Here is a 15,892-nt window from a genome sequence, read left to right as displayed (position 1 = left end):
ATAGTCCTGAATTACGGCAGAAAATCTTCCTCTGCGTCGCCCACCTCATGAATCTTTAAGCCCTTGAAATAGCGCTTTCGATTCAGTGTCAGCCGTTCAAATCCGGCTTTCTCCAGCGCAAAGTAAAAGTCTGCCGTGCTGCGCACATACTCATTGCAGTCCAGCGAGTAGTTGCGGTATGCCTGGTAGAGTGCCGAGGAGCTTTCCTTAAAGGACTCATCCACATCGCACTTCTCGTCCAGAAAATGTCCGAACCAATCGTTCTGGCTTCGATATTCATTGATGGCCTTTGTCACGCAGTCCGGTACGGGAATCTGGTAGTCCAGCGCGATGACCTTTTTGGCACCTTCGATGATCCATGCCAGGATGCTTTCACCGGCATTTTCATACAGGTACTCACCGTAATTTTTGATGTCAGCCTTGCCCTCAATCTTGGCATTGAACGGGATCACGATAAGCCTGCGCCAGATACCGTCATCGGAGGCGGAGACGCGAGGCAGATGGTTCGTATACAGCACCAGTGTATGGCAGGGCTTGAAGGAGAACGGATCTTTATACTTTTTCTCTGCAAACACATCATCCGTGGAGCAGAGTTGCTTGACGGTAGAGTCGTTGAGCCTTGCGCCTTCCTGCATTTCTGCAGCAATCAGCAGACGTTTGCCTTTAACCTCAGCCATTTCCGGCTTGATGTTCCTGCGGCAGCCGACTGTCAGGGTGTCTGCGGATATATTTCCACTGTAGAGTCCCAGAACACGGGAGATGGCATTCCAGAAGGTGGATTTGCCGTTGCGTCCATCACCATATGCGATGATGAGCGCCTCTACAAAAACTTTTCCGATAGCAGCAAGACCGCAGATCATCTGTACGTAATCGATCAGCTGCCCATCCTTCTGAAAAATCAGATCCAGATTATCCTGCCAGAGCTGCGCTCCCTTACTGCCGGGTGATACGGACGTGATTTTCGTAATAAAGTCATCTGCAGAATGTTCGCGGGCTCCGGCCATACCTTTTCTGAGGTCATAGGTTGCCTCCGGTGTGCAGAGCAGAAAGCAGTCCGCGTCCAGATCTCTCGGAGAGATTTCCAGCATCGGATGTGTCTCTTTAAGGGTAGATGTAATATTCTTAGAGTCGCGCCTGCGAACAGCAAAGCTCTGATAGGCCTTTGCGGCAAGGAACTCCTGATAAACTTCTATCTGTTCATCGCTCATCAACTGTTCCGCTTTGGCCTTGGATGTGTTATCAAGGATTTCCTGCGCACCACAGCTTTTGAGTTTCTGAAGAGCCTCCATCATATTTCGATTGGCTTCTGCGAGCTGCCTACGGGTGAGCTCATGTGCAACGGCCTGTGCACCGGGCTCTGTTTCCTGCCAGTAGTGATCGCTGTATCGGATAAAATGGGTAGCTGGTGAGTAGCGCAACTCGTTTGCAAAATACTTCGAGAGAACTTCAGCCTGCCCCACATCGGAAAAGTCTTCCGGCTTATAGCTGTTCTCGTCGTTATAAACTTCCGGAGGAACATAACCGTCCTCACGACTGATCTTGGAATAAAAACGCTGGGCACTGTGCCAAATGGTATTTAGCTCGCTGTTATCCAGAGGTGGTACGCAGATTGCGGCCTTTTCCAGAAAACTCTGGTATGCTTTTTCCGTATCGCCGTATTTCTTTATGACGATACCGGCAAAACGGGACATGGTAGCGTTACGGCTTCCTTCCGGGATTACGACGTCCATTTCATGCCCGCCGGGCAGGTCTGCATCGAACTCGTCGTCGTTTAAAAATTCTGTGAGGTTCATGCGACCGGGATAGAGTTCCACATTCGGTTCCTGCGTTCCGAAGAAGAAACGGGCAGCATCCAGTGCTTTCGTATCGAAATAAGGGAAGATGGAATTGACCAGTTTCTTCATATCGCTATAAAGGGTGGCATCTGTCACCCGCTCAATGGGAAAAATCACATGGAACTTTGGCCTCGCCGGTTTACCGTTTTTCTCGCGCTGATTAAAACGGCTGTAATGGATAGCGAGGCACACTCCGGGAAATGCCTCCAGCACGTCTGCCGGTGTGATCCAGTCTTTCGGATCTTCCGAATGATCATTATCACAGTCCACGGGAAGGCAGTCTGCGGAGAGGAAATTGTCGCTATTGCGATAGTGATTCTTGTACTCCGCGCACACATAGTCGTGACTGACTGCAGCTCTCATACTGTTTGCGTCCATGACAACGGTCTTATGCGGATAAGAACAGTTTCCGGGATTGCCGATGAAATCAGCGCTATACAGGGTAAACATCAGTCGTACACCTCCTCCGATTCTTCCTCCAGCACCTTCGTGATAAATTTCAGAGCGCGGATCATGGTTTCCAGTTCGCAGTCGCCGCCAAGGGTGACTTCAAAGCCATTGCAGCCGAATCTGTCCGTAAAAGGCGTGACATGGATATCTGTGCTACCTTCGTTGGAAATGCGGAAATAGGTACGTCCACCGTGGCCGGTGTCGCCACCTTTGTATCCGGTCGTTCCTGCTTCTACCTGCAGAATATTGGCGCTTACCACATCGCGGGTATAGGTTGTAATCTTGGTGCCGTCGAAAAGCTCTCTGCGATTTTCCTTAATTTCATACATAGCGTTAAACCTCCAGACATTCTTCTGTAAAATAGCGCAAGTGATAGTTCTTCCACTTGGCGCGTTTGATTTCTGCTTCCATACCGGATGAGATGCGGCTACCGAACACCCAGACCTCGGCGCATTTGCTCATAAGGCCATTTCCGAAGAAAAGACCAAGCTCACGTTCTTCCGGATTGTCATCATCAAGGAACTGTGGAAATAGCAGATGCGGCGCGATAGGGATATATCCTTTGTCCACGGCAAAGCGGCTGTAGCGTTTGGCATTAGCTATGTTTTCTTCCACATCTCCGGAAAACGGAGAGCAGATGTAGACGATAGGCCGGAAAGCACGAAGGGACTGCTTTTCATTTGCAGCAATCCGGGAGAGCGCTTCACCTGCAGTTGGGTCAGGATAGCCTTCGCTGTTGCGATAATCGTTGCTCACTCAAAAGTCCTCCTTTCCGGGCAGATTTAAAGGCGTCCACCTCTAATTTCCACTGGAGATGAACGCCTGATTTGAGCGGACGATTTTTAATCTTTTTTGTAGAAAGGCGTGACGTAACCGTCTGCGCGGAGTTTCAGGCCTTTTGCCCACAGCGGAGTCCTGCCCATCTGTTCACAGAGAACGTCGAGAGACATGCGAGGGTCTGCTTCGATAACCAGTTCGTCATGGATATGCATAACGATGGAGCAGCAGCGCAGCGTTTTCATAGCATAGCAAAGAATGTCGCGGGAGGTAGCCTGCACGATGTTTTCCACAAATTTCGGCCCGTATGAATCGAGCCGTTCCCACTTCTTTGTGACTCCGACACCTTCATAGGTGATACACTCGCCGCCGAATTTATTGGTACCGACCTTCGGCTTTACATAGGAGAGGTTCCGTCCGGAGGGCAGCGTGATAAAGAGCATCCCGGAGCGGCAGGAGAAGGTAAGTCCATAGCTGCTGGTTGTATGTTTATACTTCACAGCCTCCATGACAGCGCGGTCGACATCCCACCAGAATTTTACGATGTTGGGATTTGTCTGCCGCCATGCGTCCACCAGCGGAGGAAGTTCATCTTCAGTTAGGCCCATCTCTATAGCGCCCATTGCCTTTAAGGCACCGACTGAGCCGCCGTAGCCGAGAGCCAATTCCGCAATTTTGCCTTTTTGACGTAGGTGGCCGTTAATGCCATGCTTCTCGACCGGGACATGGAACATCTGGCTGGCACTGGCGCAGTAGATGTCGCCTCCGGTTTCAAAGACTTTCTGGCGCCACGTCTCCCCTGCATACCATGCGATGACTCTTGCTTCGATGGCACTGAAGTCAGAAACATAAAACTGCATGCCGTCTTTCGGTATGAATGCTGTACGGATCAGCTGGGAGAGCGTGTCTGGTACATCCTCATATAGGAGTTTTATTGCATCGAAGTCTCCGGATTTTACAAGAGCACGTGCAGCAGCCAGATCTGGGAGATGGTTTTGCGGGAGGTTTTGCAATTGTATAAGCCTGCCCGCCCAGCGACCGGTACGGTTGGCTCCGTAAAACGCAAACATGCCGCGAGCTCTTCCGTCGTCACAGACTGCCCGCTCCATCGTCTGGTATTTCTTTACGGAGGATTTGGAAAGCTGTCGTCGGAGCTCCAGAACGGTCTGAAGCTCTGGAGGAGCGGTTTTAATAAGCTCTGCCACGACTTTTTTTCCAAGGCTGTCAGTTTCGAGACCGTTGTCAGAAAGCCACTGTTTCATTTGCTGGACGGAGTTTGGATTATCAAGTGCTGTCATATCTTTTATGGCAGCAGTCAGTTCTGACCGAGAGCGGGAGTCCATTTCGATGGCTTCCTTCACAAGATCCATGTCGAGCCGGACACCTCTGTCATTGATTTTCTGATCGATGTGGTATTCATCCCAGATCTCTTCTGGCACGGGGAATTTGTCAAGTCGATTTTTAATGCCAATTTCGGTTTCCACATCGCGGATGTTATATTGTTTGAAGGCTTCCCACTTGTCCGGCGCATGAAAAGGGCGATTCCTCGTGCGACCGCCATTTGCTTTCGTCGGAGCGCAGGGCACGGAAAAGTATTTGATCAGATTTTTCCCTTCTGTGAGCTTTTGTTTTTCAAGACCGAGGATGGCACCGACGCCTTCAAGCGAAAGCGGCAGTCCCATTGTGGCCGCCCAGACCATAGAGCAGCGCCAGCTTTCCGGATTTAAGAAGCGGGCGCACTCGGCAGAGAGAGGATGGTTATCGTGGAAGGGATCAAGGCCTACTCCAAGATCACGAAGATATCGGGATAAGCACACCCGTTCAAAATTTGCATTGAAAGCCCATTTGATGACAGTATTATCCGTCAGGGCTTCTATGATTTTCTGCGGCAGACGTTCTCCCTGTGCAAGATCAATAACCGTCACATCGGAGCCATCGGCGCTGTAGCTGAAAAGGAGTACTTCAAAATCCGGCGACTCGGCATATTTATAAACACCGCACTTGGATAGGTTCACGTCGCTGTAGGTTTCAATATCAATACTGAGTGTTTGCATAGATTTTCACCTCAATTCAAACAAGCGGCTTAAGATCACGCCCAAGCCGCCTGTCGGTACTGGATTATTTCAGGGCTTCCATACGTTTGATATGGTATTCGTCGTCCTGCGCGGCTTTTTTCTCTTCGCGTTTCTCACGCTTGAAGTCGTTGATCACCGTCTGGATGGCGACCACTGCCCAAGACAGAACTACGATGCAGAAGCACCCGATCAGGATGTTGCAGAGAAGGGATGAAATCATGACTGTGCTTTCCATAGTTTTGTGCTCCTTTCCTTAGTTAAGAAAATCTTCGTCGTCATCAGTGGCAAAGTCGGACTCAGCGCTTGCCTTGCCGCCGAGAGGCTCACCGTCACGGATCTTCTGCAGATTGTTGAGCCCGCAGGCGATTCCCTTATTGCCGGAAGAATTGAAAGCATAAAACGTAATGCTGGCTCTGCCGTACACGCCGCTATACACTTCAGAGCGGGTGAGAATCGGATTCAGGTCTGCGTCCACAATGCCGGGAGCAGAGGTGGCGTTGGCATTGACGAAGTAGGCATTCCTGTATGCTTCGTCATCCGGACGCTCTGCATCGCCGTCGCACAGAGGAGTCTTCAAAACAGAAAGAGCCGGTACGGATTTGCCGTTGCCCTTAAGTTTGGCTTCACCCTCCTTGTAGGCAGCCTCGATGGCAGCCTTGATCTTGGCGATAGTCTTGGTGTCGGACTTCGGGATGATGAGACTCACGCTATATTTGGGAGTACCGCCGTTGATGGACTTCGGTTCCCAGACGTTTGCGTAGCTCCAGCGGGTGCTGGCACCGGTGATAACCTTCATGGGATTGCTGATTTTTACATTTTTACTCATTGTCGTTTTCCTCCATAAAATCATTTTTTGCTATGTTCATGGCCGGTCGCTTGTCGCTATCCGGCACAAGTGTGGGTTTGCCCTGCGGTTTTTCGATATAGGCCGTCAGGAGCTCATCAAAGCGGGACCTTCCGAGTAACTTCTGCATGGCGGTAATGCCGAGCAGCTTCTTCTCATACGGGTCAAAGCCTGCTTTCTCGACCGCGTCAATGACAGCGGCCTCGTTGCTGTATCTGCGGTTGCTGCGTCCTTCGACGAGCTTAAAGCCAGACCATTCCTTACCGGAGAGAGCCTGCTGCAGGGCGTATTCCTTGATATCGGAAGCCCAGCTGACCAGCTCATCTACCTTGCCAAGGATGACTTCAATCTCAGTATCCGTAAGCAGTGGCGGGAGCTTGAAATCGTGCTGCGCGAGCTTCAGATTTGCCTCGGCTCTGGCACGACACTCATTTTTTGCCTTGCAGAAGCCACACCATTCACCGCAGAGGAAGTTCCCTTCACCGGCAAAGGCCAGTTCTGCGGTGGGGTTTAAGACTTCATCTGCCCAGCGGTACAGGTCGTCCGTGCTGATTTCATAAGTGCTGACGTTCTGCCGTCTCGGCTGAAAGATGGTCATGGAAACCTGATCGATGTCGTAAATGTCATCGAAAAGCTCCAGAGCGCCGAGGGCGTAACACTGCATCTGCGGATTCTCCTGTGCGGAGACGAGTATTCCAAGGCCGTGTTTGTAGTCGATCACACGGAGCGTGCCGTCCGCGATGATGATGCAGTCGGCGGTGCCGAAGCCCTGTTCTACCCAGCGGGAGAAGTCCACACGCTGCTCAATGAGAACTACCGGATCGGTACAAGTTTCCTTGGCGGCTTTGACCTGCTCCAGCACATATTCGGCATAGCCACTGGTGCAGTCCACCATCTCCTCGGAATACCACTCGAGGCTGTCGGTCGGATCGTCAGCAGGCATGCCGAGTGCGGTCTTGAGTTTGTACTCGCCAAGCGCATGAGCGTCGGTGCCTTCTGCAGCGTAGTCTGATCCTTTGTCCTCATAGGTTTCGCAGAGCCTCGCTGACGGCGGGCAGTGCAGCCACCTGTCGGAGCTGGATGCGGATAGGATTGCGTGTGCTTTAGCTGTCATCGCCGATCACCTCCGCGTCCTGAAGCAGGGCTTCATAGTTTGCCGGATTGATCTTCGAGAGCTTTGCGGCACCGTACTTTTTAAGTAGGGCTCGTATCTCTGCGGTATGACCGGCACGGGACTTCTCAGCAAGAACAGCTCTTACGTCCTCCAGTTTGAGTTGTGGTTTTGTTTCCTTCTTAACTGGTGTCTTCGCGGGTTCCGGTGTAGAATTGTCGTCGCCGGAAAACTGCTGGTAGAGCCAGTCGGCTACGGCATTAATAGAAGCAGCAGCGCTTCTGAGTTCTTCGATGGTCTCGTGCATTTCTGCCATCTTTGACATTTTCTTTTCCTCCTTCCTCGGATTGGCTTGCGGCAAGGAGTGAGAGATTCCTTGCCAGTCTAGCGGATACATGGCTGATGGAGTTCAGGAGTTTGATCTCCTCGTTCACGTTGCCGCCGGTGTCTGCGTAACTGCGGTACATCATGTGTTCACCTCGCTTTCTGAAGGCTGTGTTCTCTTGCCTTCACCTTCCACTGGAGATGAACTGCCGATTTGAGCGGAGGATTTTATAAAAAAGTTTTCCAGCCACCATCCGAAAAGGGACAGTGGCCGGAAAGGGAATGGTTCGTAGTCTTTGTATTACTTGTCGCCGGTAATCCTGCGCAGGTCGGTACGATATTTCTTCATCTGATCTGCAAAGGTCTTCTGAGGGCGACCGAGTTCTCTTGCAATAGCACGGTCGGAGATGCCCTCCGGGTGATTCTTCCAAAGCTGGATGATGGTATCGGCTTCCGGGTCGAGCTCACGTAATCTGGCAAAAAGCTGCTCTAAGAGCATGCGGTCGACGATGACTTCCTCCATCGGCTTACTGCAGTCGGGAATATAGTCACCGAGGGTGCCGTTGCCATCAGGGAGAGGCTGATCCAGAAAAGTAATGTCGCCTGCCGTATGGTATTCGCAGCCGATGCAGTCACCGTCGCACTTCCAGATGAAGCGGTAAGGGCACATGCACCTCCCGTGATTCTGCTCTTTGTGGCGGATACGATCTGCTTCCTTATAGAAGGAGTCGTGCTGTTCCTTGGTGACCGGTACCTTCTCGCCGGTGCTGCGAACGTAAATGAAATAGGTCTTTTGATTGTCGTTGTTTTGCATAATGAAAGCCCTCCTTCGGCTTTTGCCAAAATGGAGAGCTTCAGACATGCAAAACCAGACCACAGGCGTGAAGGCATACCGAAGGATTACTCCATTTCGGCTGCACCTCACTTCCGGTGATCGGCACAGTATTTGATTGTCATCAGTAGTCACGTGGAACCGGAAATACCCTGCGCAGATGGCTTCCACGTGCTAATTACATTTTAGTCAGGAGAGAGAAAAACCAGAAAACTCGACGAGTCGCAGAAATGCCTTAAAACAGGCGTTTTTACGATTCTTGAATAGGGTACAGATTTTGTGAAAAGACGGCGATGGTAAGGAATATAGGCATAAAAAAATCCGACTCAGCGAGTCGGGAAAATTAAAAAAACCGCACCTCCATGACGGAAGTGCGGTTAAATTAGGTCTGCTTACAGGCGTTGTTTGGAGCCGAGTGGCTCATAATTGTATGATTCAAGAAACTCGTTTGCATCACCAATGGACATCCCAGAGAAACCGGTGATGCAGTATTTTAATGCTTGGTGCTCGTCAGATTCATCAAATGCATGTCCAGCAAGTTGCAACAGCTTTTCTGTTGTTCCGATATCAAGGTCAAGTCCTCTGCCTATAGCGACAATCGTTCTCAGACTTGGCTTTGTGTCGATGTTCTTCTTGGCCTTTCGGTACACCTCTTCGCCGAGACAGGTCAAAGAACAGAAATGCGATTTGCTAAGTCCGCGAGATTGCACAATCTCAAAAATGACCTCCCAGCAGGTTTTATTCACACCTGTTATCTTTCTGGCGGCACTCTGGCGCTCGAATTCTTCGCGCTTTTTTTGCAGCGCTTCGGACATCTGAACAGCGGAGGCGCTTTGCGTGGAATCATATTTTGATGCTTTGCGCTCTCCGGTTTCACGGTGAAACAGCTCGAATGGGAAGTGTTTTTTTGCCTCATCTGCTCGCAGGGGCTGCCATGTAAATTGCAGGGTGCATTCATTCAGATTTGCCCATGCATAATCAGTAAGGGTCGGCTTGCCTTCATTGTTACGCTCGATGTATTGCTCGTCGTTGATAACAAAGTATCCGTCCACATACCGGAAAAGACCAGAATCAACAAGGTTGCGGAATTCGCTGCTGGTGCGATAGGCATAGAATGCATCACGCTGGTCTAAGTATCCGTGGTATGGAGATTCTTCGTCATACTGGTAGATGATAGCAGCGTCTTTGTAGCCGGTTTCCATCATACGGATCAATACTGATTGACGGGACACACCATAGAATTCGCGCAGCTCCTCGGCAACGGAAGTGAGAATAGCTGGTTTTATAGGACTATTTTCATAATCGTATGCCTGTAGAAGCTCATCTACTTTCATTCGAAAAGTACGATATGGCATGAGAATACGAGGAGCCATATTGTTTGCCTGCCACTCCATACGTTGGATATCAGACCACTCCTCATCTTTCTGAGGGTATGCCATATTGGAAGGACAGCGGCATGCAACGAAGTCCTGACCATAGAGAACGTGTTTTATCGCTGCATACATTCGGTGCTTATACCAGTGATAGACTTCATGGGCGATTGTGTTTTTGACGCACCCAAGATTCCGCTTCCAGAAGGTGTAGGCATCTACCAAAATGGTGCCGCGCTTTACATCGATTGTTGTTTCTGAAACCTTAAAAAGATCATAGATAGTTGCCTTCCCAGCAGTGAAGTATATTTCTCCAAAAACACTGAAATCATCCGTGATCCGATTGCCTTGGATAATTTCAAGCCCCATATCTTTTGCAATATCAGCAATAGGGACGGCCATTGGCTTTTCCAGTGCTTCCGGGAAATATTGCTGGAGAAAAGTTGTGGCTTCATCATCCAAATCCTTTTTGTATAAGATCGGAACGATGTTCTTCGAGACGGCATGACCATCCGTTTTGCGAGGTTGGCCAGAGGTGTACCCGGAGATATTCATAACAGTAACAGATTCGAGCTTATCGGTTACGACCGCCACACAGGAAAAGACGAGCCATTGACTTGTTTCGTGCGATGCTGTGCCTTTGTATGTATCTTCGGTCAGATTTATTGTGCAGCTTACGACCGCGTCAAACAAAAGGCTGTCTTCATCTATTCGGATATTCTTTGTATATTCGAGGATCATGTCCTCAAGCATGGCAGAATCCGGATTCTGAATTCTGGAGTAAGATAAATTCAGAGCATAAGGATGCTCTGCAATGTATGTATAAGCTGCCTCCCACATGGGGCGGTAGCACACAGTATATATAAACTGCTCGATCTCGTTGTTATACGTTCCCACGGCCAGCAGACTCCCTTTCTTGGACACAAAATTTGAGGATACAAATACAGTATAACACAAATCCGCTGAATTTTCAATAGGAACAAAAGAAAATTCTTGCGAACGTGAAGAAATACTCTTGATTTTTCAAAGGCTCTGTGCTATACTGTAGAAGTACAGTGGCAAAAATCACGTTTTTGAAAATCGAGAGGTGACTACCGTGGAAGTTAGTTATAAAAAATTGTGGAAAATATTGATTGACAAAGACATGAAGAAGAAAGACTTGCAGGCAGCTGCCGGGATAAGCTGGGCTTCGGTAACCAAGCTCTCGAAGGGAGAGACAGTAAGCATGGAAGTTCTAATGAAAGTGTGTAAAACGCTGAATTGTGATATTGGGGACATCATGGAGCTAATCCCTACAAAAGATAATGAAACTACTTGAGGAGTGATATGATGTCCGGCAGGAAAAAGAGCGTAATCAGTAAAGCAAGTCCTCATACGATCAAGAAATTTGAGTTGATTGAGGAATATATAAAATCGTGGGCACAGAAGTTGCTGCTGACTGGGTCTTGCAATGGGCTGATCTTTATAGACTGCATGTGCAACAGTGGTGTATACACCGACGATGCCGGGCAGTTGGTGAAAGGTACAGCAGTACGCGTCTCAGAAGCACTTAGGGAAGCATCAAGAACCTATACTGAGAAAAATATACACATTTACTTAAATGACAAGGATAAAGCGCGCGTAGATGAGTTGAAAAAGCATCTTCCACAGGATGAGCGCAATTTTAAGATTGTAACGTCCTACAGTGATGCGCACGAGCTACTCCGAACTATCGGGCCGCAGTTATATGGAACCGGGCACCTGCATTATTTCCTGCTCTACGATCCGTATGATGCGACCATCGACTGGGAAGCACTTCTGCCGTTTTTCCGAAACTGGGGTGAAGTTATGATTAATCACATGGTTTCAGATCCGGTGCGGGCGATTACAAGTGCTAAGAAGAAAACGACAAAGGCAAAGTATGAGAACACTTATCTGGAAGACTTTGAGAAGCTGGTGCCTTACGGAAGCGACAAGAAGGCCTATGAGTCCAGAGTGGAGGAAATCATAAATTCACTGAAAGGAGCTCGCAGATACTATGTATCGGCATTTCCGTTCTATAACACGCAGAATTCGCTCGTCTACAATCTGATTCACTGCACGAGCAACAAAGAGGGCTTTAAGCTCTACAAGAAGAGTGCTTGGAAAGTTTTTGGTGCTCAGTCCTCTACAAAACATTCGGTTGAGAATAGGCAGTTGTCATTTAACCTTTTCGGAGAAATCACAGAGGTAGAAGATGAAAGCTGTTTGCATGTTATCGATATTGCGAAATATCTGCAGCGCTGTCTGAAAGGCCGCAAGCAAGTGCCTCTTGATGAGATGTGGGAACTTTTGGATAACCATCCGATTTTTCCGTCAGAGGGATTTCGTAATGATATAAAGAGTGATCTTACGGATTTCTTTGACGCGAAGATCGAGCAGATTGTGAATCCTGAGACAGGAAAAAAGGAAACAGTGCTCTCTTTCTCTTCATGAGACAGAGTTTCAGATATATGAGGTGATTGGAATATATGACAACGTCACAGAAATTTGGTGGCAATTGGACAGAAGAGAAGCTCAATATCTTCACGAGATATCTGGACGCGTACCTGATTGCACTGCAAAACCAGAAGTTCAAAAAGATTTATATTGATGCCTTTGCCGGGACGGGAGAAATCGAAACCCGCGACGGTGGGCAGTATCTTGCGGGCTCCGCTAAGCGTGCACTGGCGTCTGAGAAGAAGTTCGATCACTACTATTTTATAGAAGCGGATTCTCAGAAGGCAGGAGAACTTCAAGACATGATAAACTCCGAGTTTCCGCAGATGAGGCGTAGTGTTACGATTTTTTGTGGCGATGCAAATGATAAACTCGCAGGGATTATTAGCAGCGTAGATTGGAGATTTAACAGAGGATTGCTGTTCTTAGATCCATATGCGACGCAGGTACATTGGACGACGCTTGAAAATGTAGCACAGACTAAATCGATAGATGTATGGTACCTGTTTCCGTTCTCCGCACTTGAACGGATGCTGCCCAAAAACGGAAAGTACGATAAATGGGAAGATTGCATAGATCGATTGCTTGGAGATTCCGGATGGCGAGAGGAATTCTATAAGAAAGATCCTCAGATGACGCTTTTTGACCTATTCCCGGAGCCCGGACAGAACGATGGCGAGCGGATGGTTAAAGACGCAAATCCAGATCACATAAAGGAGTATATCCTTTCTCGGCTTGGGACAATCTTTCCATGTGTGTCAAAGCATGCACGGATTTTCAGGAACAGCAGGAACTCGCCGATGTTCCTATTCTGCTTTGCCATTGCGAGTGAAAGCCCGAAAGCGCAGGGCCTTGCACTGCGGATGGCAGACTACATATTGAAGAACAAGTAGGCGGAGGATGAAAACAACTTGAAGACGATAGAACGAAAATCCATGCTCTATCAAACAGGGGTAGAGTATGGTGACTACACAATGAATCACGTGCAGGGCTGCGCTCATGGGTGCAAATATCCATGTTATGCATTCCTGATGAAAAAGCGATTCGGGCAAATAAAGGATTATGAGAGCTGGCTTGAGCCGGTGCTTGTATCAAACACGCTTGAATTGCTAGATAAAGAAATACCGAAGCTCAGAGATAAGATTCTGTCTGTACAGCTTTGCTTTACCACAGATCCGTTCATGGAAGGATATCCAGAGGTGTCCCAGATGAGTATTGCGGCTATCCGAAAGCTGAACGAGGCCGGAATCAAATGCACTACGCTGACGAAGGGACTGCTACCTATAGAATTGGCAGAGTTTTCTCCGGAAAACGAATACGGGGTTACGCTGATCACTTTGGATGAAGCCTATCGGGAACAGATGGAACCGGGAGCTGTTTCCTGTACAGATCGACTTGCAGCGTTGAGAGCACTCCATGATGCCGGTTGTAAGACGTGGGTAAGCATGGAACCGTATCCAACACCGAACATGGTTGAACAGAATCTGCATGAAATGCTGGAAACAGTATCTTTTACAGATCGGATCATTTTCGGGAGAACGAATTATAGTAAGGTAGCAAACGCCTATGAAGGGCATAAGCATTTTTACAATGAATGTGCGGCAGAGGTGATTTCCTTCTGTCAGGAGCACGGTATTGATTATCACATTAAGGAAAAAACAATAACAGAAGAATGAGGTAGCGTTATGGCTTTACTACAAGACCTGATCCAACAGATTGACGATCCGGCGCTCAAGAAGAGAATCTTGCAGGAAACAAATAAATTACTGAAGCAGAAGAAGTTCGGATTGGTATTTGAAGAACATCTGCCGGAATGCACGCCGCTTTATGACGTACCGATTCGCATTGGCTCCAAGGTCGCTCTGAATACAGGGTATGTTAGTGATATCTATACAGTTATAAATATCGATGGCGATGATGTGCAGTGCGACCGCAGGGAAACTCATGAGCAGAAAACATTTAAGTTGGATGAGTTGGTAACAGTGGCCGAATTTGGAGAAGCAATCTATCCGACGCTTAAGCTATTGGATAGCGTGGAGAATGCTCCAGACAGCGGGCTTTGGCATACGCTGATTGAGGCGGACAATTACCATGCTTTGCAGCTTCTGGAATATCTTTATGCAGAAAAGGTGGACTGTATCTACATCGATCCGCCATACAATACTGGTGCCAAGGATTGGAAATACAACAATGACTATGTAGATGGTTCTGATGCTTACCGTCACAGCAAATGGTTATCTATGATGGAAAAGCGCCTGAAGATTGCGAAGAAGCTTCTGAATCCAAATGATTCTGCGTTGATTGTTACCATTGATGAAAAAGAATACCTACATCTTGGATGCCTGCTGGAAGAAATTTTTCCGGAGGCTCGTATGCAAATGATTACATCCAGAATTAATAAAAAAGCATCTACCCGAGTGGGGCAGTTTGCCAGATGCGATGAATATTTATTTTTGTTGCAATTTGGCAGTATGACTATACAGAAGTCCAAATATTCCATGCTGGATGTTACTGACAATAGTAATCCGGATGCAAAAGAAGCAAAGACAGATACCATTTGGAATAGTATGTTGCGTCGAGGCTCAAATGGTTCCTCACGTAGAGAATCCCCAAATCTGTTTTATCCAGTTTGGATTGATGCTAAGAAGAAGAAAATAGAAGTTGTTGGAGATCCACTTCCGCTTGAAATAGATAGGCATGATGTGGAAAAAAGGCCACCTGTACCGGGACTGAAAGCTGTATGGCCGATTAGAACAGATAATAGTGAAGGTCGCTGGCAGCTTGGACATGAAACATTGCGATCTTATCTGGAGCAGGGTATTGCAAAATTAGGTGCATATAACAAAAACAGAGATCAGTGGGCTATTGTGTTTTTGAAGAAGAAGCAAAAAGAACAATTACGTGATGGAATTCTTATTGCAGCGGGTAAAGATACTGATGGTTCTCTGATTTTAGAGTGGAATGAAAAAGCTGAACAAGATCGAGAGCCTAAAACGATGTGGGTGCGTGACTGGCACGACGCAAGTACTTATGGCACGAATCTCATAGACAAGATTATTCCTAAGAGGAATTTTCCTTTTCCAAAGTCATTGTATGCCGTTGAGGATACGTTGCGCTTCTATGTGGGAAATAAGAAGAACGCACTTATAGTTGACTTCTTTTCTGGCTCAGGAACGACTTTACACGCTGTGAATCTTCTGAATGCGGAAGATAACGGACAACGTAGATGTGTAATGGTTACAAACAATGAGGTTTCAGAGGCAGAGATTAAGTCGCTAACCAAGCAGGGTTTACATCCGGGCGATGAAGAGTGGGAAAACTTTGGTATTGCTCGATATATTACTTGGCCTCGTACTGTTTGTACTATTGAAGGGCATGATACAAATGGAGCACCATTGAAAGGTAACTACCTTGGAATTGATAGACCTATGGCGAACGGATTTCCTGCAAACGCGGTCTTCTTCAAACTGAGCTTTCTTGATAAAACTTCGGTTGCCCTCGGCAGGCAGTTCCGAGAGCTGCTTCCAGTGCTCTGGATGAAGGGAGGAGCCATTGGTAAGTGCCCGGCTATTGATAATGATGATCTCCCGAACATGCTGATTTTGCCACAGAACAAGATGGCAGTTTTGGTAGATGAAATATATTATTCCGAGTTCGATGCGGAGTTAAGTCAGTATCCAGAAATCCAGACTGTTTTTATTGTAACGGATTCAGAAACAGCATACCGCTCGATGATCCGTAGTTACGATGGTAAAGACTGCTATCAACTTTATAGGGACTATCTGGATAATTTCAGAATCAATACGGGGAGGTAACC

General features: G+C 47.9%; 15 protein-coding genes. 5 read left to right on the top strand and 10 right to left on the bottom strand.

The genetic code is table 11. The annotated features are described in order from the left end of the window. Positions 1–11 precede the first annotated feature (11 nt). The 10 genes from H7U36_RS06395 to H7U36_RS15145 form a co-directional block, all read right to left on the bottom strand. Complete coding sequence (locus H7U36_RS06395) at positions 12–2,285, bottom strand: phage/plasmid primase, P4 family (protein ID WP_205155840.1); 2,274 nt, start codon at positions 2,283–2,285, stop codon at positions 12–14. Then, a complete protein-coding gene (locus H7U36_RS06390) occupies positions 2,285–2,614 on the bottom strand; it encodes a hypothetical protein (RefSeq protein ID WP_205155839.1) in 330 nt (109 codons plus the stop codon). Before H7U36_RS06390 ends, H7U36_RS06395 begins: the two co-directional genes overlap by 1 nt. A gap of 4 nt (positions 2,615–2,618) precedes the next feature. Further along, positions 2,619–3,041 (bottom strand): DUF7768 domain-containing protein, encoded by a 423-nt coding sequence (locus H7U36_RS06385; protein ID WP_205155838.1) that lies wholly within the window; start codon positions 3,039–3,041, stop codon positions 2,619–2,621. Between the two features lie 86 nt (positions 3,042–3,127). Then, on the bottom strand, positions 3,128–5,116 hold the full coding sequence (locus tag H7U36_RS06380; protein WP_205155837.1) for a DNA polymerase: 1,989 nt from the start codon (positions 5,114–5,116) through the stop codon (positions 3,128–3,130). A gap of 64 nt (positions 5,117–5,180) precedes the next feature. Further along, the gene (locus H7U36_RS06375; RefSeq protein WP_087219948.1) at positions 5,181–5,372 is read right to left on the bottom strand and encodes a hypothetical protein; all 192 of its coding nucleotides are present in this window, start codon (positions 5,370–5,372) and stop codon (positions 5,181–5,183) included. Positions 5,373–5,390: 18 nt separating this feature from the next. Next, positions 5,391–5,963, bottom strand: a complete 573-nt coding sequence (locus H7U36_RS06370) for a DUF2815 family protein (RefSeq protein WP_205155836.1) — start codon at positions 5,961–5,963, stop codon at positions 5,391–5,393. Further along, positions 5,956–7,095, bottom strand: a complete 1,140-nt coding sequence (locus tag H7U36_RS06365) for a DUF2800 domain-containing protein (RefSeq protein ID WP_205155835.1) — start codon at positions 7,093–7,095, stop codon at positions 5,956–5,958. Before H7U36_RS06365 ends, H7U36_RS06370 begins: the two co-directional genes overlap by 8 nt. After that, positions 7,085–7,417 (bottom strand): DNA ligase, encoded by a 333-nt coding sequence (locus tag H7U36_RS06360; protein WP_205155834.1) that lies wholly within the window; start codon positions 7,415–7,417, stop codon positions 7,085–7,087. Before H7U36_RS06360 ends, H7U36_RS06365 begins: the two co-directional genes overlap by 11 nt. Positions 7,418–7,717: 300 nt before the next feature. Further along, on the bottom strand, positions 7,718–8,230 hold the full coding sequence (locus tag H7U36_RS06355; protein WP_205155833.1) for a sigma-70 family RNA polymerase sigma factor: 513 nt from the start codon (positions 8,228–8,230) through the stop codon (positions 7,718–7,720). Positions 8,231–8,640: 410 nt separating this feature from the next. Then, positions 8,641–10,515: an ImmA/IrrE family metallo-endopeptidase gene (locus H7U36_RS15145; RefSeq protein WP_205155832.1), complete on the bottom strand. Its 1,875-nt coding sequence runs from the start codon at positions 10,513–10,515 to the stop codon at positions 8,641–8,643. 199 nt (positions 10,516–10,714) lie between these two features. Here H7U36_RS15145 and H7U36_RS06345 point away from each other — a divergent pair, with 199 nt between their 5' ends. The 5 genes from H7U36_RS06345 to H7U36_RS06325 are packed head-to-tail and all read left to right on the top strand — an operon-like array spanning position 10,715 to position 15,890. Beyond that, positions 10,715–10,936 carry a helix-turn-helix domain-containing protein gene (locus tag H7U36_RS06345; RefSeq protein WP_205155831.1) on the top strand — a complete coding sequence of 74 codons (222 nt, stop codon included), beginning with the start codon at positions 10,715–10,717 and terminating at the stop codon, positions 10,934–10,936. Positions 10,937–10,947: 11 nt separating this feature from the next. After that, the gene (gene tcmP / locus H7U36_RS06340; protein ID WP_243426707.1) at positions 10,948–12,072 is read left to right on the top strand and encodes a three-Cys-motif partner protein TcmP; all 1,125 of its coding nucleotides are present in this window, start codon (positions 10,948–10,950) and stop codon (positions 12,070–12,072) included. A 35-nt stretch (positions 12,073–12,107) separates the two neighbouring features. Next, on the top strand, positions 12,108–12,968 hold the full coding sequence (gene tcmP / locus H7U36_RS06335) for a three-Cys-motif partner protein TcmP (protein WP_205155829.1): 861 nt from the start codon (positions 12,108–12,110) through the stop codon (positions 12,966–12,968). A gap of 18 nt (positions 12,969–12,986) precedes the next feature. Next, positions 12,987–13,751: a radical SAM protein gene (locus H7U36_RS06330; protein ID WP_243426706.1), complete on the top strand. Its 765-nt coding sequence runs from the start codon at positions 12,987–12,989 to the stop codon at positions 13,749–13,751. 9 nt (positions 13,752–13,760) lie between these two features. Next, entirely contained in the window at positions 13,761–15,890 is a 2,130-nt protein-coding gene (locus tag H7U36_RS06325; RefSeq protein ID WP_205155828.1) for a site-specific DNA-methyltransferase, read from the top strand. Positions 15,891–15,892 lie beyond the last annotated feature (2 nt).

The sequence above is a fragment of the Faecalicatena fissicatena genome (assembly GCF_016900595.1).
Lineage (GTDB): Bacteria > Bacillota > Clostridia > Lachnospirales > Lachnospiraceae > Claveliimonas > Claveliimonas intestinigallinarum.
The sequence above is the reverse complement of the archived record's forward strand: the minus strand, read 5'-3'. Positions and strand labels throughout refer to the sequence as shown.